The following is a 26977-nucleotide window of genomic DNA, read 5'->3' on the forward strand; positions in this document are numbered from 1 at the left end:
GGCATCTGCGGTACGCTCGATCGGCTTTGTTCCACGGCCACCCGAAAGAACTTCCATGCTCGGCATCGCGGACTTCGGCGCCTTCTGCGCCGCCATCGTTGTCTTCCTCGCCCTGCCCGGTCCGGGCACCTTCGCGCTCCTGGGCGCATCGGCCCAGGGCGGCTTCCGGGCCGGCGCCGCCGCGACCTTCGGGGTCATCGCAGGAGACCAGGTCCTGCTGTGGCTCGCGGTGGCCGGCGTCGCCGCGCTGATGGCCGCGACGCCCTGGCTGTTCAACGCGGTGCGCTGGGCCGGCGCGGCCTACCTGGCCTGGATGGGCTTCAAGCTGCTGTTCGCCAAGGACGGCGAGGACGCCAGCCCGGTCAGGATCGCCCCCAGCCACTTCTTCCGCCAGGCGCTGCTGATCACGCTGCTGAACCCTAAGGCCATCGTGTTCTACATGGCCTTCTTCCCGCTCTTCATCGACCCGGCCACCCACCGCGGCCTGCCGACCTTTGCGGCCATGGCCGTCACCATCGCCGTGATCACCGCGATCTGGTGCCTGACGCTGTGCGCCTTCGCCGAACGCATCGCCGGCCATGTGCGCGCCCATCGCCGGCTGGCGATGCTGCTGCGGCGCGGCGCGGGCGTCTGCCTGATCGGCTTCGGCCTGCGCATGGTGCGCTGAGCCACGCCACCCCCTGCCCCGCCCTCCGTCCTCCGACCACCGTTCCCCAGACCGCGCACCCATGGCCCGTATCTTCTGCATCGCCAACCAGAAAGGCGGCGTCGGCAAGACGACCACCACCGTCAACCTCGCCGCCGGGCTGTCCCGCATCGGCCAGCGCGTGCTGGTGGTCGACCTCGACCCGCAGGGCAACGCGACCATGGGCTCGGGCGTCGACAAGCGCAGCCTGAAGGCCACCGTCTACGACGTGCTGATCGGCGGTGCCGGCGTGCGCGAGGCCCGCGTGACCAGCGAGAAGGCCGGCTACGACGTGCTGGGCGCGAACCGCGAGCTGGCCGGCGCCGAGATCGAGCTGGTCAACCTGGAGCAGCGCGACCGCCGCCTCAAGCTCGCGCTGGCCGACGCGATCGGCGACTACGACTTCGTGCTGATCGACTGCCCGCCCTCGCTGAGCCTGCTGACGCTCAACGGCCTGAACTGCGCCCACGGCGTGATCGTGCCGATGCAGTGCGAGTACTTCGCGCTTGAGGGCCTGTCCGACCTGGTCAACACCATCAAGCAGGTCCACGCCAACCTCAACCGCGACCTGCAGCTGATCGGCCTGCTGCGGGTGATGTTCGATCCGCGCATCACGCTGCAGCAGCAGGTCAGCGAGCAGCTCAAGGCGCACTTCGGCGACAAGGTCTTCAACAGCATGATCCCGCGCAACGTGCGCCTGGCCGAAGCGCCCAGCTATGGCCTGCCAGGCGTCGTGTTCGACCCGGCCTCGCGCGGCGCGCAGGCCTTCGTCGAGTTCGCGCAGGAGATGGTCGAGCGCGTCAAGACGCTCTGACCCTCCTCAGGCCGGCAGTCCGAAGCGCCAGACGCCGTCCGCATCGCGGCTGCGGACCAGCCGGCCGGACAGCCACAGCAGGTGCAGGTGGGCGACCGACTCGCCCATCGCGAAGGTGGTCTGGTGCAGGTCCAGCGCCCGCTTGAACAGCACCGGCAGCACGTCGGCCGCGCTCTGCGGCGCGGCGGCGCAGGCCTCCAGCACCTCGGCCAGGCGTTCCGCATGGTGGCCATGCAGCTGGTCGATGCGTGCATGCAGGCCGCGGAAGGGCTTGCCGTGCGAGGGCAGCACCAGCGTGTCGGCCGGCAGCACGCGCAGCCGGTCCAGCGAGGCGAGGTAGAGCGACAGCGGATCGGCCTCGGGCTCCAGGTCGATCACGCTGACGTTGGTCGAGATGCGCGGCAGCACCATGTCGCCGGAAATCATCAGGCCGAGGCCGGGCGCATGCAGGCTGATGTGCTCGGGCGAATGGCCATGGCCGGCGAGGCAGCGCCAGGCCTGGCCGCCGATCTCGATCACCTGCCCATCCATCAGGCGGCGGAACTGGGTCGGCACCTTGGGCACCATCGAGCCGTAGTAGTTGCCCCGCGCGCGGACCTTGGCCTGGCGGTCCGGATCGGTCAGCCCGTGGGCCGCGAAGAAGCGCGCCGCCGCCTCGCCGCCGTAGCCGGTGGTCTGCTGGCTGGCCATGCGGCCGGCGTTCCAGTCGGTGCCGCTGATCCAGAGGCGGCAGTCGTGCTCGGGCGTGGACCAGCGCTCGCACAGCCAGTGCGCCAGCCCGATATGGTCCGGGTGCATGTGGGTGACGATCACGCGCAGCACCGGCAGGCCGTCCATCTGCTCGGCGAAGACCTGTTCCCAGGCCCGCTGGGTCGGGTCGTTGGTGATGCCGCAGTCGACCACCGTCCAGCCCTCGCGGCCGTCGATCCGGTCGCGCAGCAGCCACAGGTTGATGTGGTCCAGCGCGAAGGGCAGGCCCATGCGGATCCAGCGCACGCCGGGTGCCAGCGTGATGGCCTGGCCCGGTTCGGGGACGCTGTCGCCGAGGACGTAGTCGAGCTGGTGTTCAAGCGGATTGGCCATCGGGACTCCATCGGTCGGATGCGGCCGACCGGCCGGATCGCGGGGTTAGACTTGCATTGACGTTTACGTCAACGGCAGTTTAACCAGCGCACCCTTGGCGTGCCCTCTCCCCGACCGGACCGTGATCCCATGACCTCCGCCCCTGTCGACGCGCCCCGCACCTACACGATCACCGAGCTGTCCAGCGAGTTCGACATCACGCCGCGCGCGATCCGCTTCTACGAGGACGTCGGCCTGCTGGAGCCGGCCCGCGACGGCCGCAACCGCGTCTACACCCTGCGCGACCGGACCCGCCTGAAGCTGACGCTGCGCGGCAAGCGCCTGGGCCTGAGCCTGCAGGAGATCAAGCAGCTGGTCGACATGTACGAGTCGCCCGACGACACGCACCAGCAGCTGCAGGCCTTCCTGGGCATCCTGCGCCAGCACCGCAGCCAGCTCGAACAGCAGCTGGAGGACCTGCAGGTCACGCTGGCCGAGATCGCCCAGCACGAGGAACGCTGCCTGCGCATGCTCGAAGGCAAGTCGGGCGACCTGCCCGAAGCGATCGACTGAACCCGAAAGGCCCTCGCCCATGTCCAGCCACCAGCCCGCCGATCCCGCCTACGCCGAGCGCGTGACCGCGTCCTTCGCCCGCCAGAGCGCCATGACGACCATCGGCGCGCGGCTGCTGGCCGTCCGGCCGGGCGAGGTCGAGATCGAGCTGCCGCACGGCCCCGGCATCTGCCAGCAGCACGGCTTCGTGCACGCCGGCATCGTCTCGACCGCGCTGGACTCGGCCTGCGGCTACGCGGCCGCCAGCCTGATGCCGGCCGACGCCGGCGTGCTGACCATCGAGTTCAAGGTCAACCTGCTGGCGCCGGCGCGCGGGCCGGTGATTCGCATGGTCGGGCGCGTCACCAAGGCCGGTCGGACCATCAGCGTGGTCGACGGCCAGGCCCTGCAGCCGCATCCGCGCGACCCGGCGCAGACCCAGGTCGTCGCCACCATGACCGCCACCGTGATGACCGTCAGCGGCCGCGACGACGTGCGCGGCTGATCCCCTTCCCTGTCCGCCGCGCCATGCGGCTGCGCAACAATTCCGGCCATGAGCACCGAACTGCAAGAACTCTTCGACAGCAACCGCAACTGGGCCCGCAAGGTCGAGCAGCGCGAGCCCGGTTTCTTCTCCAAGCTGCTGGAACAGCAGACGCCGCAATACCTGTGGATCGGCTGCGCCGACAGCCGCGTGCCGGCCAACGAGCTGGTCGGGCTGCTGCCCGGCGAGCTGTTCGTGCACCGCAACGTCGCCAACGTGGTCGTGCATTCGGACATGAATGCGCTGTCGGTGATCCAGTTCGCCGTCGACGGGCTGAAGGTCCAGCACATCATCGTCGTCGGCCATTCGAACTGCGGCGGCGTGAAGGCCGCGCTCAACGACCTGCGCCTGGGCCTGGTCGACAACTGGATCCGCCACGTCAAGGACGTGCGCCACCTGCACCAGGGCCTGCTCGAACGCATCGCGCCGGAGCTGCGCCTGAACGCGCTGGTCGAGCTGAACGTGCTGGAGCAGTCGCTCAACGTCTGCCACACCAGCGCCGTGCAGGACGCCTGGGCGCGCGGCCAGGAGGTGGTCGTGCACGGCTGGGTCTACGGCCTGCACAACGGCCTGCTGCAGGACCTGCGCATGACGGTCCGTCAGGGTGGCGATATCCAGCCGGCCTACGCTGCCGCCCTCGCCTCGCTGACGGCCCGCTACGTCAGCGCCGATCCCGCACCGGACCCCGCGCCGCAGAAAGCCGTTTGATGTTCCCGCAACAGCTCAACGACAGCCGAGCCTTCGACATCGCCACCGCCCTGGTCGAAGGCTTCAACCGCCACTACCGGCTGTTCCGCGAGACCAGCGCCGAGGCCAAGGCCCGTTTCGAGGTCGCCGACTGGCACGGCCAGCAGCGCGCCCAGCGCGAACGCATCGAGTTCTACGACATCCGCGTGCAGGAAGCGGCCGACCGGCTGCAGACCGAGTTCAAGGCCGGCACGCTGGCGATGGATGTCTGGCAGCAGATCAAGCTGCATTACATCGGCCTGCTGACCAACCACCACCAGCCCGAGCTGGCCGAGACCTTCTTCAACTCGGTCACCACCAAGATCCTGCACCGGGACTACTTCCACAACGACTTCATCTTCGTGCGGCCGGCCGTCAGCACCGAGTACATCGAGAACAACGAGCCCGCCGCCAAGCCGACCTTCCGGGCCTGGTACCCGACCCGCGAGACGCTGCGCGACACGCTGGCTCAGCTCGTGAGCTACTTCGACCTGAAGGGCCGCTGGGAAGACTTCGACCGCGACATCGACCACATCGACGCGGTGATGCGCCAGGAGCTGGGCGACGAGCGCCTGCGCACCAACTTCCAGTTCCAGGTTCTGTCCTCGCTGTTCTTCCGCAACAAGGGCGCCTACATCGTCGGCAAGATCCTCAACGGCTACCGCGAGACGCCCTTCGCGCTGCCGATCCTGCACAACGGCAACGGCGAGTTCTACGTCGATGCGATGCTGCTCGGCGAGGACGACCTGCAGATGCTCTTCAGCTTCGCGCGGGCCTACTTCATGGTCGAGATGGAGGTGCCCTCGGCCTACGTGCAGTTCCTGCGCTCGATGATGCCGCGCAAGCCGCGCAGCGAGCTCTACAACGCGCTGGGCCTGCAGAAGCAGGGCAAGACGCTGTTCTTCCGCGACTTCCAGTTCCACCTGCGCCACAGCAGCGACCACTTCCGCATCGCACCCGGCATCAAGGGCATGGTCATGCTGGTGTTCGACCTGCCGAGCTACCCGTTCGTCTTCAAGGTCATCAAGGACTACTACCCGCCGCAGAAGGACACCACGCGCGAGCTGATCAAGAGCAAGTACCTGCTGGTCAAGCAGCACGACCGGGTCGGGCGCATGGCCGACACGCTGGAGTTCAGCAACGTCGCCTTCCCGCGCTCGCGCTTCGAGCAGGAACTCATCGACGAGATCCGGAAGTTCGCGCCCAGCCAGCTGGAGATCTCCGACCGCGACGGCGACGGCGAGGAGGAGGTCATCCTCAAGCACGTCTACATCGAGCGCCGCATGGTGCCGCTCAACATCTACCTGCAGGAAGCCGATCCGGGCCAGCTCGAACACGCGGTGATCGAGTACGGCAACGCGATCAAGGACCTGGTCGCGGCCAACATCTTCCCCGGCGACATGCTGTGGAAGAACTTCGGCGTGATGCGGCAGAACAAGGTCGTCTTCTACGACTACGACGAGATCGAGTACATCACCGACTGCAACTTCCGCCGCGTGCCCGCACCTCGCAACGAGGAGGACGAGATGTCCGGCGAGATCTGGTATCGCGTCGGCCCGAAGGACGTCTTCCCCGAGACCTTCGGCCCCTTCCTGCTCGGCAACCACGCGGTCCGCGACGTCTTCATGCGGCACCACGGCGACCTGCTCGACGCCGCCTTCTGGCAGGGCCACAAGGAACGCATCCTGGCCGGCCACGTGCACGACGTCTTCCCCTACGAGCAGGACAAGCGCTTCATCAGCCACCGCAACGGCAGCGCCGCGCGCAACACCAACAGCCTGGCGCAGGCCGGCCGCTCGGCCGACTGACGCCCCGCGAAGCCGGCCGTCCCGCCCCACCGATCCACACGAGGTCCCCGCCATGTCCATCCCGACCGATCCGATCGTCATCGTCTCCGCCGCCCGCACGCCGATCGGCGGCCTGCTGGGCGACTTCGCCGGCCTGAGCGCCTCCGAGCTGGGCGGCGTGGCGATCGCCGCCGCCGTGCAGCGCGCCGGCATCGACGGTGGCGCCGTCCACGAGGTGCTGATGGGCAACTGCCTGCTGGCCGGCCAGGGTCAGGCCCCGGCGCGCCAGGCGGCGCTGAAGGCCGGCCTGCCGCTGACGGCCGGCGCGGTCACGCTCAGCAAGATGTGCGGCTCGGGCATGCGCGCCATGATGTTCGGCCACGACATGCTCGCGGCCGGCAGCGCCGAGGTGGTCGTCGCCGGTGGCATGGAGAGCATGACCAATGCGCCGCACCTGATGTTCGCGCGCAAGGGCGTCAAGTACGGCGCGGCCCAGATGTTCGACCACATGGCGATGGACGGGCTGGAGGACGCCTACGAGCGCGGCAAGGCCATGGGCGTGTTCGCCGAAGCCTGCGTGGCGAAATATGGTTTCACCCGCGAGCAGCAGGACGCCTACGCCATCGCCTCCACCACCCGCGCCAAGACCGCCAACGAGGACGGCAGCTTCGACTGGGAAATCGCGCCGGTGACGGTCGCCGGCCGCGGTGGCGACACGGTGATCCGCCACGACGAGCAGCCCGCCAAGGCCCGGCTCGACAAGATCGGCAGCCTGCGGCCGGCCTTCCTCAAGGACGGCACCATCACCGCCGCCAACGCCAGCAGCATCAGCGACGGCGCGGCCGCGCTGGTGCTGATGCGCGCCTCGACCGCGAAGGCCCGCGGCCTGCAGCCGCTGGCCCGGATCGTGAGCCATGCGGTCCATGCGCAGGAACCGGCCTGGTTCAGCACCGCGCCGGCCGGCGCGATCCGCAAGGCGCTGGACAAGGCCGGCTGGACGCCCGCCGACGTGCAGCTCTGGGAAGTCAACGAGGCCTTCGCCGCCGTGACGCTGGCCGCGATGGCCGACTTCGAGCTGCCGCACGACATCGTCAACGTGCACGGCGGCGCCTGCGCGCTGGGCCACCCGATCGGCGCCTCCGGTGCCCGCATCGTCGTCACGCTGCTGGGCGCGCTGAAGAAGCGCGGCCTGTCGCGCGGCATGGCCAGCCTGTGCATCGGCGGCGGCGAGGCCACCGCGCTGGCCGTCGAGATGCTGTGAGGCCCGCGCCGCCATGACCCCGCTCGGCCTCCAGGACCTCGCACTCTTCAGCCTGACCGTGCTGGTGCTCAACGCCACGCCGGGGGTCGATCTGCTGTTCACGGTCACCCGCACGCTGCAGCACGGCGTGCGCGGCGGGCTGGCGGGAGCGGCGGGGATCTCGGCCGGTTGCGTCGTGCATGCGGTCGGCGCGGCCTTCGGGCTGGCGGCGCTGATGGCGACGTCGGCGGCGGCGTTCGGGGCGGTGAAGTGGGCCGGCGCGGTCTACCTGCTGTGGCTGGGGCTGACGGCGTGGCGTGGCGTGCTGCGGCGCGGGCCGGCGCCGGGCCATCCGCCGTCGACGGAACCGCCGATCGCCACGGCCATGCCGGCCGGCCGGCTGTTCCGCCAGGGCCTGCTGACCAACGTGCTGAACCCGAAGGTCGCGATCTTCTTCCTCGCGCTGCTGCCGCAGTTCATCGCCGCCGACGCGCCGCACAAGACGCTGGCCTTCCTCGCGCTCGGCGCCTGGTTCGTGCTGCAGAGCGCCGTCTTCCTGACCGTGCTGGTGCTGGCGGTCGCGCCCTTGCGACGCTGGCAGCCGGGCACGGCGGTGCGGCGCACGCTGGGCGGCCTGTCGGGCCTGCTGTTCCTGGGCCTGGCGGCGCGGCTGGCGCTGACGCCACGGCCCTGATCACCTGCCCCGCCCGAACCGTTTCCTTTCCCACCTTCCCGACCGAGACCCGATGAGCCGTTACTGGAGTCCGCTGGTTCACACGCTGAGCCCCTATGTCCCGGGCGAGCAGCCGAAGATCGCCCAGCTCATCAAGCTCAACACCAACGAGCACCCCTGGCCACCCAGCCCGCGCGTGGCCGCCGCGATCGCGGCCGAGCTGGCCGGCGAGGCGGGCCAGGCCAGCGGCGAGCGGCTGCGGCTCTACCCCGATCCGACCGCCTCGGCGCTGCGCGCCACGCTGGCCCGGCTGCACGGGCTGGACGCGGTGCAGGTCTTCGTCGGCAACGGCTCGGACGAGGTGCTGGCCCATGCCTTCCAGGCGCTGCTGAACCACCGCCGCGCCGACGGCACGGCGCGACCGCTGCTGTTCCCCGACATCACCTACAGCTTCTACCCGACCTACTGCCGGCTCTACGGCATCACGCCGCAGACCGTCGCGCTGGACGATCGCCTGCAGCTCAACGTCGACGACCTGATCGCCGCTGCCCGCGCGCACGATGCTGGCGGCGTGATCTTCCCCAACCCCAACGCGCCGACCGGCAGCGGCGTGGCGCGGGCCGAGGTCGAGCGCCTGCTGCGCGCCCTGCCCGACACGGTGGTCGTGGTCGACGAGGCCTATGTCGACTTCGGCGCCGAGTCGGCCCTGCCGCTGATCGCCGCCCACCCCAACCTGCTGGTGGTTCATACGCTGTCGAAGTCGCGCGCGCTGGCCGGCCTGCGGGTGGGCTGCGCCTTCGGCCAGGCCGAGCTGATCGAGGCACTGGTGCGGGTCAAGGACAGCTTCAACTCCTATCCGCTGGACCGCCTCGCGCTGGTCGGCGCCCAGGCCGCGCTGGAAGATGCGGACTGGTTCGAGCGGGCCTGCCGCGCCGTCATCGACAGCCGCGAGAAGCTGACCGCCGAGCTGGCCGGGCTCGGCTTCGACGTGCTGCCCTCGCAAGCCAACTTCGTCTTCGCGGCCCACCCGCAGCACGACGCCGCCGCGCTGGCGCGCGCGCTGCGCGAGCGGGCCATCATCGTGCGCCACTTCAGCCGGCCCGAGCGCATCGCCGACCGGCTGCGCATCACCATCGGCACGCCGGCGCAATGCGACGCGCTGGTCGCGGCGCTGCGCGAGATCCTCCGCCCTCAAGGATGACGACATGAGCAGTTCCCCCACCTACTCCCCGCCCTCCCCGCGCAGCCGCGCGCTGCGCACCCTCGTGATCGGCGCCTCGCGCGGCATCGGCCTGGCGCTGGCACAGCAGGCGGTCGCCGCCGGCGAGCAGGTCGTGGCCACCGCCCGCGACGAGTCCGGCCTGATGACGCTGGGCCAGCTCGGCGCGCGCGCGATCAAGCTCGACGTGACCCTGCCGGCCAGCGTCGCGACCCTGGCCTGGCAGCTCGACGGCGCCGGCTTCGACCGCGTGTTCGTCAACGCCGGCGTGTTCGGCCCGCGCCTGCGCACGCTCGACAGCCCGTCGGTGGACGACTTCGACGCGGTGATGCATGCCAACGTGCTCGGCCCGATGCAGGTGATCCCGCAGCTGGTCGATGCACTCGCAGCGGACGCGCGGCTGCTGGTGATGAGCTCGACGCTGGCCTCGATCGGCGGCCGGCAGGGGCCGGGCAGCTGGCTCTACAGCGCCTCGAAGGCGGCGCTGAACTCGGTGCTCAAGGACGTCGCGCTGGCGCTGGCCGGCCGCGCCATCTGCATCGCCGCGCACCCAGGCTGGGTCCGCACCGCGATGGGCGGACCGGGCGGCCAGCTCGAACCCGCCGAGAGCGCCGCCGACCTGCGCCGCCTGCTCGACAGCCTGACGCCGGCCGACAACGGCGGCCTGTTCAACCACGACGGCGGCGTGCTGCCCTGGTGAGGCTGCGGCAGGCTCATCGCATGAGCCTGTCCGGGCACGACCGACCCGCCCTCGATCTTGACGACGACAACGCACCCCGGAGACACCGATGCTGCTGAGTGAAGACCACCGTGCCGTGCAGGATGCCGTGCGCGCCTATGTGCAGGACCAGGTCGCGCCGCATGCGGCGCAATGGGACCGCGAGCACACCTTCCCGGCCGAGGCGCTCCAGGGCCTGGCCGCGCTGGGCTGCTACGGCGTCGCGGTGCCCGCCGAGTGGGACGGCGCGGGGCTGGACTACCTCGCGCTGGCCGTGATCCTTGAGGAGATCGCGGCCGGCGACGGCGGCACCTCCACCGTCATCAGCGTCAACAACTGCCCGGTCTGCTCGATCCTGATGGCCTTCGGCAACGAGGCCCAGAAGGCGCAGTTCCTCCGGCCGCTGGCGCGTGGCGAGATGCTCGGCGCGTTCTGCCTGACCGAGCCGCACGTCGGCTCGGAGGCCGGCGGCCTGAAGACCACCGCGCGGCGGGACGGCGACGACTACGTGCTCGACGGCGTCAAGCAGTTCATCACCAGCGGCAAGCATGGCGACGTCGCCATCGTCATGGCGGTGACCGACAAGGCCGCCGGCAAGAAGGGCATCAGCGCCTTCCTCGTGCCCACGGCCACGCCCGGCTACACGGTGGCGCGGCTGGAGGACAAGATGGGCCAGCACAGCAGCGACACCGCGCAGATCCTGTTCGAGAACTGCCGCGTGCCGGCCGCCTACCGGCTGGGCGAGGAGGGCATGGGCCTGAAGATCGCGCTGTCGGGCCTGGAAGGCGGCCGCATCGGCATCGCCAGCCAGAGCGTGGGCATGGCGCGGGCAGCCTTCGAGGCCGCGCTGGCCTACAGCCGCGACCGCGTCGCCTTCGGCACGGCGATCTTCAACCACCAGGCGGTGCAGTTCCGGCTGGCCGACATGGCCATGCAGATCGAGGCCGCGCGCCAGCTGATCTGGCACGCCGCCAGCCTGAAGGACGCCGGCCTGCCCTGCCTGAAGGAAGCGGCGATGGCCAAGCTGTTCGCCAGCGAGATGGCCGAGAAGGTCTGCTCGGCCGCGATCCAGACCTTCGGCGGCTACGGCTACGTCAGCGACTTCCCGGTCGAGCGCATCTACCGCGACGTGCGGGTCTGCCAGATCTACGAGGGCACGAGCGACGTGCAGCGCATCCTGATCGGACGAGGGCTATAGGGCCCCTCGCCCGGCGGGTACGCCAGGCGATCCCCCGGGGGGATCGGGCCGGCTTGGGGCGGCCCGGCGCTCGGCCCGTGAACATGTTCGCCCCTCGCTCGGCGGGTACGCCAGGCGATCCCCCGGGGGGATCGGGCCGGCTTGGGGCGGCCCGGCGCTCGGCCCGCGCGCCCTCTGAACCCACGCCAGGTGGCACGCGTGCGTCAAGCCGCCGGCAGCAGCAGGGCCTCCACGACCTCGACCAGTTCCATCGGGACGAAGGGCTTGGTGAGGTGGGCGACGGCGCCGGCTGCCTCGCCGGTGGCGCGGTCGCGGTCGCTGCCGAGCGAGGTCAGCAGCAGCACGGGGATGTGGGCCCAGCGGGGCTGCGACTTGAGCGTGCGGCAGAGCGTGTAGCCGTCGATCTCGCCGGGCAGCATCACGTCCAGCACGATGACGTCGGGCAGGCCGTCGCGCAGTGCCAGCAGGCCGCGGCGGGCGTCCGGGGCCTCGACGATCTGGTGACCTTCGGGTTCGAGGCTCCAGCGGATCAGCCGGCGGATGGCGGCGACGTCTTCGATGACAAGGATGCGGGCCACGGTTCGGATCGGTGGGTTCAGGCGCCCAGCGACAGGAAGTCGCTGCTGGCGTGGCCAGGCTGGCGGGGCGCGGCCGCACGCGGCAGCCACAGCGTCACCGTCGTGCCCTGCCCCGGCACGCTGGCCAGTGCGAGGGTGCCACCGAGCAGCTCGATGATCTCCTTGACGATGCTCATGCCCAGGCCGGTGCCGGCGATGTTGCCGCTGGCGTCGGCGCGGTAGAAGCGTTCGCTGACGCGGGCCAGCTGATCGGCGCTCATGCCGATGCCGGCGTCGCGCACCTCGATGCCGACCCGGCCGGGCCGGCCGTCGACGCCGGGCTCGCGCAGCACGCGCAGGTGGACGGCACCGCCGTCGGGCGAGTACTTGTAGGCGTTGGACAGCACGTTGACCACCGCCTGCGTGAGCTTGTTGCGGTCGATGCGGACCCAGACCGGCGCCGGCAGCAGCGCGAAGCCGGGCGGCTCGCGCTCCTGCGGCGGCTTGAAGTCGTGCAGCACCTCGGGCAGCAGCGCGTTCAGGTCCAGCGTCTCCAGCACGAAGTCCTGGCCACGCCGGGCCTCGATGCGGGCGAGGTCCAGCAGCTCGTTGATGATGGCGATCATCCGCGCGCTCTGGCGGTGGATGGTCTCGAGCACGTCGGCCTGCTTCTCGGGCGTCATCTTGCGGCGGATCAGCAGCTCGACGAAGCCGAAGATGCTCGCCATCGGCGTGCGCAGCTCATGCGCGGCGGTCGACAGGAACTCGCTCTTCATCTGGTCGACCAGGCTCTCGTGCGTGACGTCGCGCAGCGACAGCACCTGCGAGATCACCTGCCCGTCGCCGACCCGCAGCGCGACCTCCAGCGTGCGCCGCACCGGCCGGCGGGTCTCGATGCGGTCACGCGCCGGCGCCGCCTCGGCCGGCCGGTTTGCCGGGTCCGCGTCCGTCGCCGGCACGACCGCGGCGGCCTGGCGCATGGCCTGGAAGCCGCGCCAGCCCATCGGACCGTCGACCAGGCCGTTGAGCAGCCGCTCGACCGCGCGTTCGTCGCAGCCCAGCAGCTCGGTCTCGGGCTGGCCGGTCAGCAGCGTGAAGGCCGGGCTGACGTAGTTGACGTGGCCGCGAGCGTCGAAGGAGACGAAGCCGTCGGCACTCAGCGCGAAGATGGCATCGAGCTGCGCGCCCCGCTCGCGCAGGCGCCTCACCAGCTCGGAAATCATCAGCGAGATGGCGGCGAGGTCGTCCGGGGCCGAGGCGGCGGTCGCGGGCATGCCGGGCGTCAGGTCCTCCAGCACGCGGCGCAGCGCCTCCAGCGAGACGGCGGCCTGCTCGCGCTGGCCGCGCACGCTGGCGGCGGCGCGGCCCAGCACCTCGAAGGTCTCGCGGAACTCGAGCGGCGCGTCCTCGGCGCTCGGGATGGGCAGCGGCGCGCCGTCCGGGCGCATGGCCTGGTCGAAGTCGTGCACGCGGTTGAGCTTGCCCAGCCAGCGCACCAGCGGCCAGCGGATCAGCAGCAGGCCGCCGACGACGCCCAGCAGGCCCAGCGCCAGCGCGATGCGGGTCTGCTGCCACAGCGCGCCGGCGATGCGCTCGGCCGCGAAGCCCAGGCGCAGCACGCCGTAGTCGCGCCCGCCCACGCGGATCGTCATGTTGGTGTCGTACAGGCGCGATTGCACCGTCTCGACCAGCCAGGCCGGCGGGGCCACCAGCGGCGGGTCGTTGCGGGTCGCCTTGACGACGCCGCCGGCCAGGTCGATGTAGGACGCCGAGGCGAACGACGGGTGATGCACCGCGCTTTCGAGCGTGCGGTGGATGGTGTCGTAGTCGCCGATCACCGCGCTGTCGGTGACGGCCGGCTGGATCACCGCGCTGAGCGCGTCGGCGCGCAGCTGGGCTTCCTCCAGCTCGACGCTGAGCTGGTAGCGGTAGAACAGCGCCAGCCCGAGGGCGACGAAGGCCAGCAGCGTCACCGTGTAGAGCGCGAACACGCGCCCGACCAGCGAACGGGGCAGCAGCCGGAGCGGCAGACGCAGGCGCAGGCGCATCACGGCAAGCTCGGCTCGGGCACGGCCACTCAGCGCAGGCTGGCCGGCGCGTTGCGGTAGAAGTCCCGGTAGCCGGCGTACTCGCTGCCGTCGGAGGCGATGAAGTAGGCCTCCTCGCCCAGCCCGACCTGGGCCGAGGCCTGGGTCAGCACCGCGCGGCCCTTCGGGTCGGCGTGCATGCCGAGAAAGGCGGCCGCAACGGCCTTCTGGACCTTGTCGGGCACCTTGGAGGCCGACATCAGCGCCAGGTCGTGCAGCGGCTGTGACTGCCACAGCACGCGGAACTTGCGGCCTTCGCGGCGGGTGTAGCCCTCGGCCAGTTGCGAGTTGGCCCCGACAGCCGCCGCCTTGCCGCTGAACAGCTGCCCGAAGGCGCCGTCCATGTTGCCGCCGAAGACGGTCTTGAAGTCGATCTTGCGGGTCATCAGCTGCGCGGCCGCGAACTTGTAGGCGACCAGCGCCTCGGGGCCGGGAAAGGCCACTTCCTTGCCGGCGAGCTGGCCCAGCTCGGTGATCGGCGACTCGATCGGCACGAGGATCTGGCTGTGTACCGGCGGCGTCAGGCGGCGTCCGAAGACCTTCCAGCCCAGCCCCTCGCGCTCGGGGCTGAAGAGGTGGTTGCTGAAGATGAACTCGACCTCCTGCGCCAGCACGTAGGCGGTGGTGTCCGCCGAGGTGCGGCCGATCTTGAGCTGCAGCTTCACGCCGCTCTTCTCGGACACGTAGGCCATGATCGGATTCCAGTAGGCGGCGGTGACCGCGATGCCGTACTGGTTGACCGGCGAGAAGCGGTAGACATCGCCCTCCTGGGCCCGTGCGGGCGCCATGCCCAGCAGGCCGGACGTCGCGGCAAGGGCCGACAGGATCAGGCCGGCGCGGCGGCGGACGGCCGACAGGCCGCGGGCAAGAAAGTCGATCATCGAGGCGGCTCCAGGACAGGCGCAGGGCAGCGCAGGGCAGCAAGGGGTTCGCAAGGAACCGAAGCGAAAGTCTACGAAGTCTCGTGCGGTCCCGAGATCAAGAATCGTGCGGGGATCACGGCCCAATCCGGCAGAACGGCCGGGAAGTTCAGGCCGATCGGGCCGGCGTCGCCGGCGCCATGGCCTCCACCACCTCGACCAGGCGCAACGGGCTGTAGGGCTTGAGCAGGTAGTCGTCGGCACCGGCGTCCAGGCCGATCTGCATGTCGTTGCGGTGACCGCGCGCGCTGACCAGCACGACCTTCATGGCCGCGGTGCGCGGGTCGGCCTTGAGGCGGCGACACAGGTCCAGCCCGTCCATCGTGCCCGGCATCATGATGTCCAGCAGCACCAGGTCAGGCCGCTGCGCCAGGGCCGCGTCCCAGCCGGCCTGGGCATCGGCGGCCTCGTGCAGTTCGTGGTCGTCCAGGCCCAGCGTCATCTGCATGAGCTGGCGCAGGTCGGCCTGGTCTTCAACGATCAGGATCTTCATCGGTCCACCGTCAACGCCCCCTCCGCGCCCCGACGGGGCTCCACCAGCGGGGGTCTACCTCCCGGATGTCGGACGGACGATGCTGAACTTGAGTGGCCGGCCCGGCACCGCGCCGGCTGCGGCTCAGGTCGCGGTGGTTTGTCGCACCGCGCGGTCCCACAGCGCCAGGCGTTCCTCGGCGCGGTCGCGCGGCAGCGTCGGCACGAAGGTGCGTTCAGCGCGCCAGTGGCCCGCCAGCTCGTCGGTGTCGCGCCAGACACCGGTGGCCAGTCCGGCCAGGTAGGCCGCCCCCAGCGCGGTGGTCTCGATCACCTGCGGGCGCACCACCGGGATGCCCAGCAGGTCGGCCTGGATCTGCATCAGCAGGTCGTTGACGCAGGCCCCGCCGTCCACCCGCAGCTCGCTGACCGGCGCCCCGCCGGCGGCCACCGCGTCGCGGCCCATGGCCTGCAGCAGCGCGGCGCTCTGGAAGGCGATCGACTCCAGCGCCGCCCGCGCGATGTGCGCCACCGTGCTGCCGCGCGTCAGGCCGACGATGGCGCCGCGCGCCTGCGCATCCCAGTAGGGCGCGCCCAGGCCGGTGAAGGCCGGCACGAACATCACGCCGCCGGCATCTGGCACGCTCTCGGCCAGCGACTGAACCTCGCTGCTGGACTGGATGGCGCGCAGGCCGTCCCTGAGCCACTGCACCACCGCCCCACCGATGAAGACACTGCCTTCAAACGCGTACTGGGCCGGGCTGCCGGCCGTCTGCGCCGCCGCCGTCGTCAGCAGGCCGTTGTGCGAAGGCTGGAACTGCGCGCCGGTGTGCATCAGCATGAAGCAGCCCGTGCCGTAGGTGTTCTTGGCCAGCCCGGCCTTGAAGCAGGCCTGGCCGAACAGCGCGCTCTGCTGGTCGCCGGCCACGCCCGCGATCGGCAGGGCGGTGCCGAACAGCGCCGGGTCGGTCTCGCCGTAGACATGGCTGGACGGCAGGACCTGCGGCAGCAGGCTGTCGGGCACCTGCAGGTACGCCAGCAGCGCCGGGTCCCACTGCTGCTGGCGGATGTCGAACAGCATCGTGCGCGACGCGTTGGTGACGTCGGTCGCATGCACCCGCCCTCCGGTCAGCTGCCACATCAGCCAGCTGTCGACCGTGCCGAAGGCCAGCTCGCCGCGTTCGGCCGCCTCGCGCGCGCCGGCCACGTGGTCGAGGATCCAGCGGATCTTGGTAGCCGAGAAATAGGCATCGATCTTCAGCCCGGTGCTGCGCTGGAAGGCCTCGCCCAGGCCCTGTTCGCGCAGCCGGGCGCAGGTCGGCTCGCCGCGCCGGTCCTGCCAGACGATGGCGTGGTGGATGGGCTGGCCGGTGCGGCGGTTCCAGACCAGCGTGGTCTCGCGCTGGTTGGTGATGCCGATGGCGCGGATGTCGCGCGCCGTCAGCCCGGCCTTGACCAGCGCCTCGCGGGCGGTGTCGAGCTGGCTCTGCCAGATCTCGAACGGGTCGTGCTCGACCCAGCCGGGCTGCGGGTAGATCTGGCGGAACTCGCGCTGCGCCATCGCGACGATGTGGCCGTGCGCGTCGAAGACGATGCTGCGCGAACTGGAGGTGCCCTGGTCAAGGGCGAGCAGGAAGGCCATGGCGGACTCCGGTCAGGGATGGGGAGGAAGGGTGAGCAGGCTCAGCCCGCCGCCGCGACGAACAGCGGCACGTCGACCTCGGCCAGCAGCTGCGCATAGGGCGCAGGCGGCTGGGCGTCGGTGTAGACGCGGTCGAGGTCGGCCAGCCGGCCCAGCTCGACCATCGCCGGCCGGTTGAACTTGCTCGCGTCGGCCGCCAGCCAGACCTCGCGCGACTGCGCCACGATGGCCTGCGAGACCTTGACCTCGCGGAAGTCGAAATCGCGCAGCGTGCCGTCGGCCTCGATGCCGGAGATGCCGATCACCGCGATGTCGACCTTGAACTGGCGGATGAAGTCGACCGTCGCCTCGCCGATCAGGCCGCGGTCGCGCGCGCGCAGCAGGCCGCCGGTGACGATGACCTCGCAGTCCGGGTTGTCGGCCAGGATGCCGGCGACGTTCAGGTTGTTGGTGATGACGCGCAGGCCACGGTGCTGGATCAGCTCGTGAGCCACCGCCTCGACCGTCGTGCCGATGTTCATGAACAGCGAGCTGCCGGCCGGCACCGCCTGCGCGACGGCCCGCGCGATGCGCTGCTTGCCGTCCGCATGCAGGGCCTGGCGCTGGCGGTAGGCGATGTTCTCGGTGGTCGACCCGGGCAGGCGCACGCCGCCATGGAAGCGCGACAGCAGGCCGGCCTCGGCCAGCAGCTTCACGTCGCGCCGGACGGTCTGCAGCGTGACGCCGAAACGGTCGGCCAGCGCCTCCACCGTGGCCGATCCACGCGCACGGACCTCGGCCAGCAGATCGGCCTGACGGGGATTCGGATTCATGGGTCGCGAGCCTAGCCGAACCCGAAATGAACAGACTTGCGGGTATTTCCGGTGATGACACGAACCTGCCTGGCGACTACAAAGAAAAAAAGCGAACGCAAACGAACACAATTCGAACCTTTGCAACGCCCTCCACCCGATGCCATCCCATCGCCCGCCGCCGACCGTTCCGGAGCCCCCGACCTTGAGCCGCCCGACCGCATCCGCCCCGCCCGCCACCGATGTCCCGAGCCGCGACGACCCGTCGGGCTGCGACGTGCTCGTGGTAGGCGGCGGCATCAACGGCTGCGGCATCGCCCGCGACCTGGCCGGGCGCGGCTGGCGCGTCACGCTGGTCGAGGCCGACGACCTGGCCTCGCACACCTCGTCCTCGTCGACCAAGCTGATCCACGGCGGCCTGCGCTACCTCGAGTACTACGAGTTCAACCTCGTGCGCAAGGCGCTGCAGGAGCGCGAGGTGCTGCTGCGCAGCGCCCCGCACATCATGTGGCCGCTGCGCTTCGTGATGCCGCTGCAGCCCGAGGGCAGCCTGCTGCGGCCGGCCTGGCTGATCCGGCTGGGCCTGTTCCTCTACGACCACCTGGCGCGCCGCGAGGTGCTGCCGGGCTCGACCGGCGTGGACCTGCGCCGCCACCTGGCCGGCGAGGCGCTGCAGCCGCAGTACCGGCGCGGCTTCATCTACTCGGACGGCTGGGTCGACGACGCCCGGCTGGTGGTGCTCAACGCGCTCGACGCGCAGGCCCATGGCGCGCGCATCCACACCCGCACCCGCTGCGTCGGTGCCGAGCGCGACGCCAGCGGCTGGAACGTCACCCTGCAAGCCGCCGACGGCACCCGGCGCACGCTGCGGGCCCGCGCGCTGGTCAACGCCGCTGGGCCCTGGGCCGAGTCCTTCCTGCGCGGCGTGGCCCGGCCGGCCGGCGGCGAGGCGCTGGCGACCAAGCACCTGCGCCTGGTCAAGGGCAGCCACATCGTGGTGCGCAGCCGCTTCGCGCATGACCCGGCCGCGCCGCATGCGTACATCTTCCAGAACCCCGACAAGCGCATCATCTTCGCCATCCCCTACGAGCGCGACTTCACGCTGATCGGCACGACCGACGTCGAACTGCCCGGCGCCGACCCGGCCGGCGCGAGCATCGACGACGACGAGATCGCCTACCTCTGCGCCCAGGCCACGCGCTACCTGCGCCAGCCGGTCACGCCGGCCGACGTGGTCTGGCACTACAGCGGCGTGCGGCCGCTGCTGGACGATGCCTCGGGCGACCCATCGGCCGTCACGCGCGACTACCTGCTCGAATCGAGCACCGAGGCCGCGCCGCTGCTGAGCGTCTGGGGCGGCAAGATCACCACCTTCCGCAAGCTGGCCGAGGACGCCGCCGGCGAGATCGGCCGCATGCTCGGCGAGCACCGCCCGGCCTGGACCCGCGACGCGGCGCTGCCCGGCGGCGACCTGTCCGGCTGGATCGGCCGGCCGCAGCGTCCCGACACCGACTTCGCCCGCTTCGTGCAGGCCGTGAGGCAGCGCCATCCCTGGCTGCCGGCCGAGCTGGCGCACCGCCTGGCGCGCGCCTACGGCAGTCGCATCGACGGCCTGATCGGTCCGGCCACGTCGCTCGCCGACCTGGGCACCGAGGTCGCCCCCGGCCTGCACGAAGCCGAGCTGCGCTTCCTGCAACGCACCGAATGGGCCGTGGACGCCAGCGACGTGCTGTGGCGGCGCTCCAAGCTGGGCCTGCACCTCGACGCCGCACAGCGCGCGGCGGTGGCCGACTGGCTGGCCGCGCATCCCTGCGCCCCGACTTCCCCCGCATCCAGAAAGGCTGCCTGATGAAACTGGCGCTGGAGGGCATCAGCCGCAAGGTTGGCCCGTCCGATCACCTCTACGCGATGGACCTGCAGCCGCAGCCCGGCGCGGTCACCGTGCTGCTGGGCGCCACCCAGGCCGGCAAGACCAGCCTGATGCGCATCATGGCCGGCCTGGACGTGCCCACCACCGGAAGGGTCCGGGTCGACGGCGTCGACGTCACCGGCCTGCCGGTGCGCGAGCGCAACGTCGCGATGGTTTATCAGCAGTTCATCAACTACCCGTCGTTCACGGTCCACGACAACATCGCCTCGCCCCTGAAGCTGCGCGGCGAACGCGGCATCGACGCCCGGGTGCGCGAGATCGCCGCCCGGCTGCACATCGAGCCCTTCCTGCCGCGCCTGCCGGCCGAGCTGTCCGGTGGCCAGCAGCAGCGCGTCGCGCTGGCCCGCGCGCTGGCCAAGAACGCGCCGCTGATGCTGCTCGACGAGCCGCTGGTCAACCTCGACTACAAGCTGCGCGAGGAACTGCGCGAGGAGCTGGCTGCGCTGTTCGCGGTCGGCGACTCGACCGTCATCTACGCCACCACCGAACCCGGCGAGGCCCTGCTGCTGGGCGGCTGGACCGCCGTCATGGATGCCGGCGAGCTGCTGCAGTACGGCCCGACCGCCGACGTCTTCCACGCACCGGCGTCGATCCGGGTGGCCCGTGCCTTCAGCGACCCGCCGATGAACCTGATCGCCGCCGAGGCGCAGGACGGCGGCGTGCGCCTGGCCGGCGGTGCCGTGCTGGCGCTGGACCTGCCGCGCAGCCTGCCGGCCGGCGTGGTGATGAACGGCGGGCATGGCGCCTCGGCCCATGCGCTGACGGTGGGCGTGCGCGCCAGCGCGCTGCGGCTGCAGGCCCGGCCCGGCGACATCGCCATTCCCGGCCAGGTCGAGCTGGCCGAGCTGTCGGGCTCCGACACCTTCGTGCACGTGGCCACGCTGGCCGGCGAGCTGGTCGCGCAGCTGACCGGCGTGCACGACTTCGAGCTCGGCAGCGCGATCACGCTGCACCTGAACCCGCGCCAGGTCCACGTCTTCGACGGCCGTGGCGAGCTGCTGCTGGCACCGCCGCGACGCACCGCGCAAGGACACTGAGATGGCCCGAATCGACCTCGACCTGGCGCACAGCTACCGCCCGAATCCGGCGCAGGACAGCGACTACGCGCTGCTGCCGCTGAAGATGAGCTTCGAGGACGGCGGCGCCTACGCGCTGCTCGGCCCCTCGGGCTGCGGCAAGACCACCATGCTCAACATCATGTCGGGCCTGCTGGTGCCCTCGCAGGGCCGGGTGACCTTCGACGGCGTGGACATGACCCGCGCCACGCCGCAGCAGCGCAACATCGCCCAGGTGTTCCAGTTCCCGGTCATCTACGACACGATGACCGTGGCCGAGAACCTCGCCTTCCCGCTGCGCAACCGGCGCGTGCCGGAGGCCCAGATCCGCCAGCGCGTCGGCCAGATCGCCGAGATGCTGGAGATGAGTCACCAGCTCGACCAGCGCGCGGCCGGCCTGTCGGCCGACCAGAAGCAGAAGATCTCGCTGGGTCGCGGCCTGGTCCGCTCGGACGTCAGCGCGGTGCTGTTCGACGAGCCGCTGACCGTCATCGACCCGCACCTGAAGTGGCAGCTGCGGCGCAAGCTCAAGCAGATCCACCGCGAGCTCAAGCTGACGCTGATCTACGTCACCCATGACCAGGTCGAGGCCCTGACCTTCGCCGAGCAGGTGGTCGTGATGACGCGCGGCCGGGTGGTGCAGCTGGGTTCGCCCGATGCGCTGTTCGAGCGCCCGGCGCACCGTTTCGTCGGCCACTTCATCGGCTCGCCGGGCATGAACTTCCTGCCGGTGCGCAGCAGCGGCCGCGAGGTCCGTCTGGAGGCTCACGCGCTGAGCCTGCCGGCCGACATGGCCACGCTGCCCGAGGGCGAGCTGCTGCTGGGCGTGCGGCCCGAGTACCTGGTGCCCTGCGCGCCGCAGGCCGACGGCAGCGTGCCGGCCGAGGTCGTCAAGGTGCAGGACATCGGCACCTGGTGGCTGCTGACCGCGCGCATCGGCCCGCACGAGGTCAAGGCCCGTCTGGGCGTCGATGCCGAGGTGCCGGCGCCGGGCCAGCCGCTGTGGCTGCAGGTGCTGGGCCCGCACAGCTGCTTCTACAACCAGAACGAGGCCCTCGTCGCATGAACAAGCCCGTCAACCAGAAAGCCTGGTTCCTGATCCTGCCGGTGTTCCTGTGCGTGGCCTTCTCGGCGGTGCTGCCGCTGATGACGGTCGTGAACTACTCCGTGCAGGACATCATCTCGCCGGAGCGGCGGGTCTTCGTCGGCACCGAATGGTTCGCCGCCGTGATGCGCGACGAGGAGCTGCATGCCGCGCTGTGGCGCCAGCTGACCTACTCGCTGTCGGTGCTGGCCGTCGAGATCCCGCTGGGCATCGGCCTGGCGCTGTCGATGCCGGCGCAGGGCTGGAAGGCCTCGGCCACGCTGGTGATCGTCGCGCTGTCGCTGCTGATCCCGTGGAACGTGGTCGGCACGATCTGGCAGATCTACGGCCGCGCCGACATCGGCCTGCTCGGCGCCGCGCTGCAGGCCCTGGGCTTCGACTACAGCTACACCGGCAACGCCACCCATGCCTGGGTCACGGTGCTGGTGATGGACGTCTGGCACTGGACCCCGCTGGTCGCGCTGCTGTGCTATGCCGGGCTGCGCTCCATCCCCGATGCCTACTACCAGGCCGCCCGCATCGACGGCGCCAGCAAGCTCGCGGTGTTCCGCTACATCCAGCTGCCCAAGATGCGCGGCGTGCTGATGATCGCGGTGCTGCTGCGCTTCATGGACAGCTTCATGATCTACACCGAGCCCTTCGTGCTGACCGGCGGAGGTCCGGGCAACGCGACCACCTTCCTCAGCCAGTACCTGACGCAGAAGGCGGTCGGCCAGTTCGACCTCGGCCCGGCCGCGGCCTTCTCGCTGATCTACTTCCTCATCATCCTGCTGCTGTGCTTCATCCTCTACAACTGGATGCAGCGGGTCGGCCAGGCCGAGAAGGAAGGCACCCATGACTAAGCAGCCCTTCCAGAAGCGGACGCTCTTCCTGTTCGCCTACATCGTCTTCGCCATCCTGCCGATCTACTGGATGACGATGATGTCCTTCAAGACCAACGAGGAGATCGTCTCGAGCTTCTCGCTCTGGCCGCAGCACTTCACCTGGGCCAACTACCGGACCATCTTCACCGACGTGTCCTGGTATTCGGGCTACATCAACAGCCTGATCTACGTGGCCATCAACACGGTGATCTCGGTGGGCGTGGCGCTGCCGGCCGCCTATGCCTTCAGCCGCTACAGCTTCCTGGGCGACAAGCACGTCTTCTTCTGGCTGCTGACCAACCGCATGACGCCGCCGGCGGTCTTCCTGCTGCCCTTCTTCCAGCTCTACACCACCGTCGGCCTGATGGACACGCACCTGGCCGTGGCGCTGGCGCACCTCGTGTTCAACGTGCCGCTGGCGGTATGGATCCTGGAAGGCTTCATGAGCGGCATCCCGCGCGAGATCGACGAGACCGCCTACATCGACGGCTATTCCTTCCCGCGCTTCTTCGTGACGATCTTCCTGCCGCTGATCAAGGCGGGCGTCGGCGTGGCGGCCTTCTTCTGCTTCATGTTCAGCTGGGTCGAGCTGCTGCTGGCGCGCACGCTGACCAGCGTCAACGCCAAGCCCATCGTCGCGACGATGACACGCACCGTCAGCGCCTCCGGCATGGACTGGGCCACGCTCGCCGCCGCCGGGGTGCTGACCATCGTGCCCGGCGCCATCGTCATCTGGTTCGTCCGCCACTACATCGCAAAAGGCTTTGCGATGGGCCGGGTCTGAAAGGAATCAAGCCATGTTCGACTGGATGGCATGGACGCTGCCGGTGGCGGTGTTCTTCATCTGCATCGCGCTGATGCTGGTGGGCATGACGGTGTGGGAGATCCGCTCGCCCACCACGCTGCGCAAGGGCTTCCTGCCGATCGCCACGACGCGCGGCGACCGCCTGTTCATCGGGCTGCTGAGCGCGGCCTACATCAACCTCGCCTTCATCGGCATGGCCGGCCGCATCGCCGGCTGGCTGAGCCTGGACCAGGAACCCAGCATCTGGGTCAGCTTCGTCGTCTCGATGGGCGCGCTCGCGCTGATCATGCGACGCGGCTGAGCCCTGCGCCTTCACGGATCCGGCCCGTCGCTTCCCCGGGGCCGTTCCAGATCACAGCAATGGGGGAAGCGCTCCGAGGAGACAAGTCCATGAAGATGCGTTACACCGCGCTCGCGCTGGCCGCCGTTGCCGCGCTGGCCAGCCAGGCCGCCCAGGCCGGCGAGGCCGAAGCCAAGAAGTGGGTCGACAGCGAGTTCCAGCCGTCGACCCTCAGCAAGGACCAGCAGATGGCCGAGATGAAGTGGTTCATCGAGGCCGCCAAGAAGCTGCAGGCCAAGGGCGTCAAGGAGATCTCGGTGGTCTCCGAGACCATCACGACGCACGAGTACGAGTCCAAGACGCTGGCCAAGGCCTTCACCGAGATCACCGGCATCACCGTCAAGCACGACCTGATCCAGGAAGGCGACGTGGTCGAGAAGCTGCAGACCTCGATGCAGTCGGGCAAGTCGATCTACGACGGCTGGATCAGCGACTCCGACCTGATCGGCACCCATTTCCGCTACGGCAAGATCCTCAGCCTGACCGACTACATGGCCGGCGCGGGCAAGGAGTTCACCAACCCCGGCATCGACATCAAGGACTTCATCGGCACGAAGTTCACGACAGCGCCGGACGGCAAGCTCTACCAGCTGCCCGACCAGCAGTTCGCCAACCTCTACTGGTTCCGCGCCGACCTGTTCGACCGCAAGGACCTGAAGGACAAGTTCAAGGCCAAGTACGGCTATGACCTGGGCGTGCCGCTGAACTGGAGCGCCTACGAGGACATCGCCGAGTTCTTCACCAACGACGTGAAGAACATCGACGGCAAGGCCATCTACGGCCACATGGACTACGGCAAGAAGGACCCGTCGCTGGGCTGGCGCTTCACCGATGCCTGGCTGTCCATGGCCGGCACCGCCGACATCGGCGCGCCCAACGGCCTGCCGATCGACGAGTGGGGCATCCGCGTGGCCGACGACAAGTGCACGCCGGTGGGTGCCTCGGTCGCCCGTGGCGGCGCGACCAACTCGCCGGCCGCCGTCTACGCGCTGACCAAGTACGTCGACTGGATGAAGAAGTACGCGCCCAAGGAAGCCACCGGCATGACCTTCGGCGAGGCCGGCCCGGTGCCGGCGCAGGGCCAGATCGCGCAGCAGATCTTCTGGTACACGGCCTTCACCGCCGACATGACCAAGCCGGGCCTGCCGGTGGTCAATGCCGACGGGACGCCGAAGTGGCGCATGGCCCCCGGCCCCAACGGCCCGTACTGGAAGCAGGGCATGCAGAACGGCTACCAGGACGTCGGCAGCTGGACCTTCTTCAAGGACCACGACGCCAACAAGACGGCCGCCGCCTGGCTCTACGCCCAGTTCGTCACCGCCAAGACGACCAGCCTGAAGAAGACCACGGTGGGCCTGACGCCGATCCGCGAGTCCGACATCCAGAGCAAGGCCATGACCGACCTGGCGCCCAAGCTCGGCGGCCTGGTCGAGTTCTACCGCAGCCCGGCCCGCGTGGCCTGGTCGCCCACCGGCACCAACGTGCCCGACTACCCGAAGCTCGCGCAGCTGTGGTGGAAGAACGTGGCGCAGGCGGTCACCGGCGAGAAGACCCCGCAGGGCGCGATGGACACGCTGGCCGACGAGATGGACCAGGTCATGGCCCGCCTCGAACGCGCCGGCATGGCCAAGTGCGCGCCCAAGATGAACCCGAAGAGCGATCCGTCCAAGTGGCTCAGCGACAAGGCCGCGCCGTGGAAGAAGCTGGCCAACGAGAAGCCCAAGGGCGAGACCATCGCCTATGACTCGCTGCTGAGCGCGTGGAAGGCCGGCAAGGCGCGCTGAACGGCGCCGCCCGACAGGTGAAGAGGACCGGCCCCGCCTCGTGCGGGGCCACCCCAGGCGGTCGGACGTCTCCCCGACCGCCTTTTTTCATGCCCGCGCGGCTCAGTTCACCGCGTGGATCATCTCCCGCACCCGCGGGTAGATCTGCTGGCGCCAGCGCCGGCCGCTGAAGACGCCGTAGTGGCCCACGCCCAGCTGGACGTGGTGGTTCTTCAGCCAGGGCTTGATGCCGGTGCACAGGTCATGCGCGGCGACGGTCTGGCCGATCGCGCAGATGTCGTCGCGTTCGCCCTCGACGGTGAACAGCGCGCTGCGCCGGATCGCGCCGCAGTCGACCCGCTCGCCGCCGACGACCAGCTCACCGCGCGCCAGGAGGTGGGTCTGGAAGACCTGCTCGACGGTCTCCAGGTAGAACTCGGCCGGCAGGTCGTTGACCGCGAAGTACTCGTCATAGAAATGCGCCGTCGCGTCGGCCGCCGCGTGATCGCCCGCGCGCCGGTCGTCGTAGAGCTTGCGGAAGGCGTCGGCATGGCGCTGCGGGTTCATGCTCATGAAGGCGGTCAGCTGCAGGAAGCCGGGGTAGACCTCGCGGCCCGCGCCCGCATGTCGCCACGGCACCGGATGCACCAGGTTCTGCGCGAACCACTCGATCGGCTTGCCGGTGGCCAGCACGTTGACCTGGGTCGGGTTGATGCGCGTGTCGATCGGGCCGGCCATCAGCGTCAGGCTGCGCGGCTGGGCCGGGTGATCGCGCTGGGCCATCAGCGCGGCGGCGGCCAGCACCGGCACGCAGGGCTGGCAGACCGCCAGCACGTGCACGCCCGGGCCCATCGCGGCGATGAAGTCGATCACCGTCTCGACGTACTCGCCCAGGCCGAACGGCCCTTCCGACAGGGGCACGTCGCGGGCGTTGTGCCAGTCGGTGATGCAGACGTCGTGATCGGCCAGCAGCGTGCGCGCGGTGTCGGTGAGCAGGGTCGCGAAGTGGCCCGACAGCGGCGCCACCACCAGCACGCGCGGCAGCGGCTTGCCGCCGTCGCCGGCCCGCTCCAGGTCGGCACGGCGCAGGTGCAGCAGGCTGCCGAAGGCGCTGCGGCGGATCACGTGCTCGGTGACCGCGACGGCACCGGGCGCATCGGCCGAGGCCGGGATGGCGCCGGGCTGCGCCGGGTCGATCGCGTGGATGCCGTAGTCCGGCCGGCGGTGCGTCAGGCGCAGCCGCGAGAAGACCTCGTGCGCCGCCGCCGCATCGAACCAGCCGGGCGGCGCGGGCCACGGGTGCAGCTGCTGCGCGCCGCGCGACAGCGTGCGCGACGTCCATGCGGCGGCCTGTTGCCAGGGACCGATGGCATCGGTGAGCGCTTGATAGGCGGCATAGAGCATGGGCAGCGGCGGACGGCGTTCGGGCC

26 protein-coding genes are annotated in these 26977 nt (G+C 70.3%); 18 read left to right on the top strand and 8 right to left on the bottom strand.

Annotation, left to right across the window (positions count from 1 at the left end):
- Positions 1-55: 55 nt before the first annotated feature.
- Together Q8X39_RS14050 and Q8X39_RS14055 are read left to right on the top strand one after the other, a co-directional pair.
- On the top strand, positions 56-667 hold the full coding sequence (locus Q8X39_RS14050) for a LysE family transporter (protein WP_305750305.1): 612 nt from the start codon (positions 56-58) through the stop codon (positions 665-667).
- A gap of 61 nt (positions 668-728) precedes the next feature.
- Positions 729-1499, top strand: coding sequence for a ParA family protein (locus Q8X39_RS14055; protein WP_305750306.1), 771 nt, complete (start codon positions 729-731; stop codon positions 1497-1499).
- Between the two features lie 6 nt (positions 1500-1505).
- On the opposite strand, the gene Q8X39_RS14060 is transcribed toward Q8X39_RS14055, so the two are convergent.
- Entirely contained in the window at positions 1506-2582 is a 1077-nt protein-coding gene (locus Q8X39_RS14060; protein ID WP_305750307.1) for an MBL fold metallo-hydrolase, read from the bottom strand.
- A 129-nt stretch (positions 2583-2711) separates the two neighbouring features.
- On the opposite strand from Q8X39_RS14060, the gene Q8X39_RS14065 reads away from it, so the two are divergent.
- The 9 genes from Q8X39_RS14065 (at position 2712) to Q8X39_RS14105 (ending at position 11218) form a co-directional block, all read left to right on the top strand.
- Positions 2712-3134: a MerR family transcriptional regulator gene (locus Q8X39_RS14065; RefSeq protein WP_305750308.1), complete on the top strand. Its 423-nt coding sequence runs from the start codon at positions 2712-2714 to the stop codon at positions 3132-3134.
- A 19-nt stretch (positions 3135-3153) separates the two neighbouring features.
- Complete coding sequence (locus Q8X39_RS14070) at positions 3154-3618, top strand: PaaI family thioesterase (protein ID WP_305750309.1); 465 nt, start codon at positions 3154-3156, stop codon at positions 3616-3618.
- A gap of 48 nt (positions 3619-3666) precedes the next feature.
- Entirely contained in the window at positions 3667-4365 is a 699-nt protein-coding gene (can, locus tag Q8X39_RS14075; RefSeq protein ID WP_305750310.1) for a carbonate dehydratase, read from the top strand.
- Positions 4365-6191: a bifunctional isocitrate dehydrogenase kinase/phosphatase gene (gene aceK, locus Q8X39_RS14080; RefSeq protein ID WP_305750311.1), complete on the top strand. Its 1827-nt coding sequence runs from the start codon at positions 4365-4367 to the stop codon at positions 6189-6191. The genes can and aceK overlap by 1 nt, the downstream gene beginning before the upstream one ends.
- A gap of 52 nt (positions 6192-6243) precedes the next feature.
- Positions 6244-7431, top strand: a complete 1188-nt coding sequence (locus Q8X39_RS14085; protein ID WP_305750312.1) for an acetyl-CoA C-acyltransferase — start codon at positions 6244-6246, stop codon at positions 7429-7431.
- A gap of 13 nt (positions 7432-7444) precedes the next feature.
- Positions 7445-8104 (top strand): LysE family translocator, encoded by a 660-nt coding sequence (locus Q8X39_RS14090; RefSeq protein WP_305750313.1) that lies wholly within the window; start codon positions 7445-7447, stop codon positions 8102-8104.
- A 52-nt stretch (positions 8105-8156) separates the two neighbouring features.
- Complete coding sequence (gene hisC / locus Q8X39_RS14095; RefSeq protein WP_305750314.1) at positions 8157-9284, top strand: histidinol-phosphate transaminase; 1128 nt, start codon at positions 8157-8159, stop codon at positions 9282-9284.
- A 4-nt stretch (positions 9285-9288) separates the two neighbouring features.
- Positions 9289-10002: an SDR family oxidoreductase gene (locus Q8X39_RS14100; protein WP_305750315.1), complete on the top strand. Its 714-nt coding sequence runs from the start codon at positions 9289-9291 to the stop codon at positions 10000-10002.
- Positions 10003-10090: 88 nt separating this feature from the next.
- A complete protein-coding gene (locus Q8X39_RS14105; RefSeq protein ID WP_305750316.1) occupies positions 10091-11218 on the top strand; it encodes an acyl-CoA dehydrogenase family protein in 1128 nt (375 codons plus the stop codon).
- 203 nt (positions 11219-11421) lie between these two features.
- Here the strand turns inward: Q8X39_RS14105 and Q8X39_RS14110 are convergent, their stop codons facing one another.
- The 6 genes from Q8X39_RS14110 to Q8X39_RS14135 all read right to left on the bottom strand — a co-directional run bounded on the left by Q8X39_RS14110 (position 11422) and on the right by Q8X39_RS14135 (position 17707).
- A complete protein-coding gene (locus tag Q8X39_RS14110; protein ID WP_305750317.1) occupies positions 11422-11796 on the bottom strand; it encodes a response regulator transcription factor in 375 nt (124 codons plus the stop codon).
- A 17-nt stretch (positions 11797-11813) separates the two neighbouring features.
- Positions 11814-13823: a sensor histidine kinase gene (locus Q8X39_RS14115; protein ID WP_305750318.1), complete on the bottom strand. Its 2010-nt coding sequence runs from the start codon at positions 13821-13823 to the stop codon at positions 11814-11816.
- A gap of 29 nt (positions 13824-13852) precedes the next feature.
- Complete coding sequence (locus Q8X39_RS14120) at positions 13853-14743, bottom strand: phosphate/phosphite/phosphonate ABC transporter substrate-binding protein (RefSeq protein ID WP_305750319.1); 891 nt, start codon at positions 14741-14743, stop codon at positions 13853-13855.
- Between the two features lie 148 nt (positions 14744-14891).
- Positions 14892-15275, bottom strand: a complete 384-nt coding sequence (locus tag Q8X39_RS14125) for a response regulator transcription factor (RefSeq protein ID WP_305750320.1) — start codon at positions 15273-15275, stop codon at positions 14892-14894.
- A gap of 123 nt (positions 15276-15398) precedes the next feature.
- Entirely contained in the window at positions 15399-16895 is a 1497-nt protein-coding gene (gene glpK / locus Q8X39_RS14130) for a glycerol kinase GlpK (RefSeq protein WP_305750321.1), read from the bottom strand.
- 41 nt (positions 16896-16936) lie between these two features.
- A complete protein-coding gene (locus tag Q8X39_RS14135) occupies positions 16937-17707 on the bottom strand; it encodes a DeoR/GlpR family DNA-binding transcription regulator (protein ID WP_305750322.1) in 771 nt (256 codons plus the stop codon).
- A 139-nt stretch (positions 17708-17846) separates the two neighbouring features.
- On the opposite strand from Q8X39_RS14135, the gene glpD reads away from it, so the two are divergent.
- The 7 genes from glpD (at position 17847) to Q8X39_RS14170 (ending at position 25568) form a co-directional block, all read left to right on the top strand.
- Positions 17847-19535, top strand: a complete 1689-nt coding sequence (gene glpD / locus Q8X39_RS14140; RefSeq protein ID WP_305750323.1) for a glycerol-3-phosphate dehydrogenase — start codon at positions 17847-17849, stop codon at positions 19533-19535.
- Positions 19535-20653: an ABC transporter ATP-binding protein gene (locus tag Q8X39_RS14145; RefSeq protein ID WP_305750324.1), complete on the top strand. Its 1119-nt coding sequence runs from the start codon at positions 19535-19537 to the stop codon at positions 20651-20653. Before glpD ends, Q8X39_RS14145 begins: the two co-directional genes overlap by 1 nt.
- A gap of 1 nt (position 20654) precedes the next feature.
- Positions 20655-21737, top strand: coding sequence for an ABC transporter ATP-binding protein (locus tag Q8X39_RS14150; protein WP_305750325.1), 1083 nt, complete (start codon positions 20655-20657; stop codon positions 21735-21737).
- A complete protein-coding gene (locus Q8X39_RS14155) occupies positions 21734-22618 on the top strand; it encodes a carbohydrate ABC transporter permease (protein ID WP_305750326.1) in 885 nt (294 codons plus the stop codon). Before Q8X39_RS14150 ends, Q8X39_RS14155 begins: the two co-directional genes overlap by 4 nt.
- A complete protein-coding gene (locus Q8X39_RS14160) occupies positions 22611-23423 on the top strand; it encodes a carbohydrate ABC transporter permease (protein WP_305750327.1) in 813 nt (270 codons plus the stop codon). The genes Q8X39_RS14155 and Q8X39_RS14160 overlap by 8 nt, the downstream gene beginning before the upstream one ends.
- 13 nt (positions 23424-23436) lie before the next feature.
- Positions 23437-23745 (top strand): DUF2160 domain-containing protein, encoded by a 309-nt coding sequence (locus Q8X39_RS14165; protein ID WP_305750328.1) that lies wholly within the window; start codon positions 23437-23439, stop codon positions 23743-23745.
- An 89-nt stretch (positions 23746-23834) separates the two neighbouring features.
- The gene (locus Q8X39_RS14170; protein WP_305750329.1) at positions 23835-25568 is read left to right on the top strand and encodes an ABC transporter substrate-binding protein; all 1734 of its coding nucleotides are present in this window, start codon (positions 23835-23837) and stop codon (positions 25566-25568) included.
- Positions 25569-25670: 102 nt separating this feature from the next.
- Here Q8X39_RS14170 and Q8X39_RS14175 read toward each other — a convergent pair whose 3' ends face one another.
- Entirely contained in the window at positions 25671-26951 is a 1281-nt protein-coding gene (locus tag Q8X39_RS14175; protein WP_305750330.1) for a polyhydroxyalkanoate depolymerase, read from the bottom strand.
- Between the last annotated feature and the right edge of the window lie 26 nt (positions 26952-26977).

It is taken from the genome of Leptothrix discophora (genome assembly GCF_030705305.1).
Classification (GTDB): domain Bacteria; phylum Pseudomonadota; class Gammaproteobacteria; order Burkholderiales; family Burkholderiaceae_C; genus Sphaerotilus; species Sphaerotilus discophorus.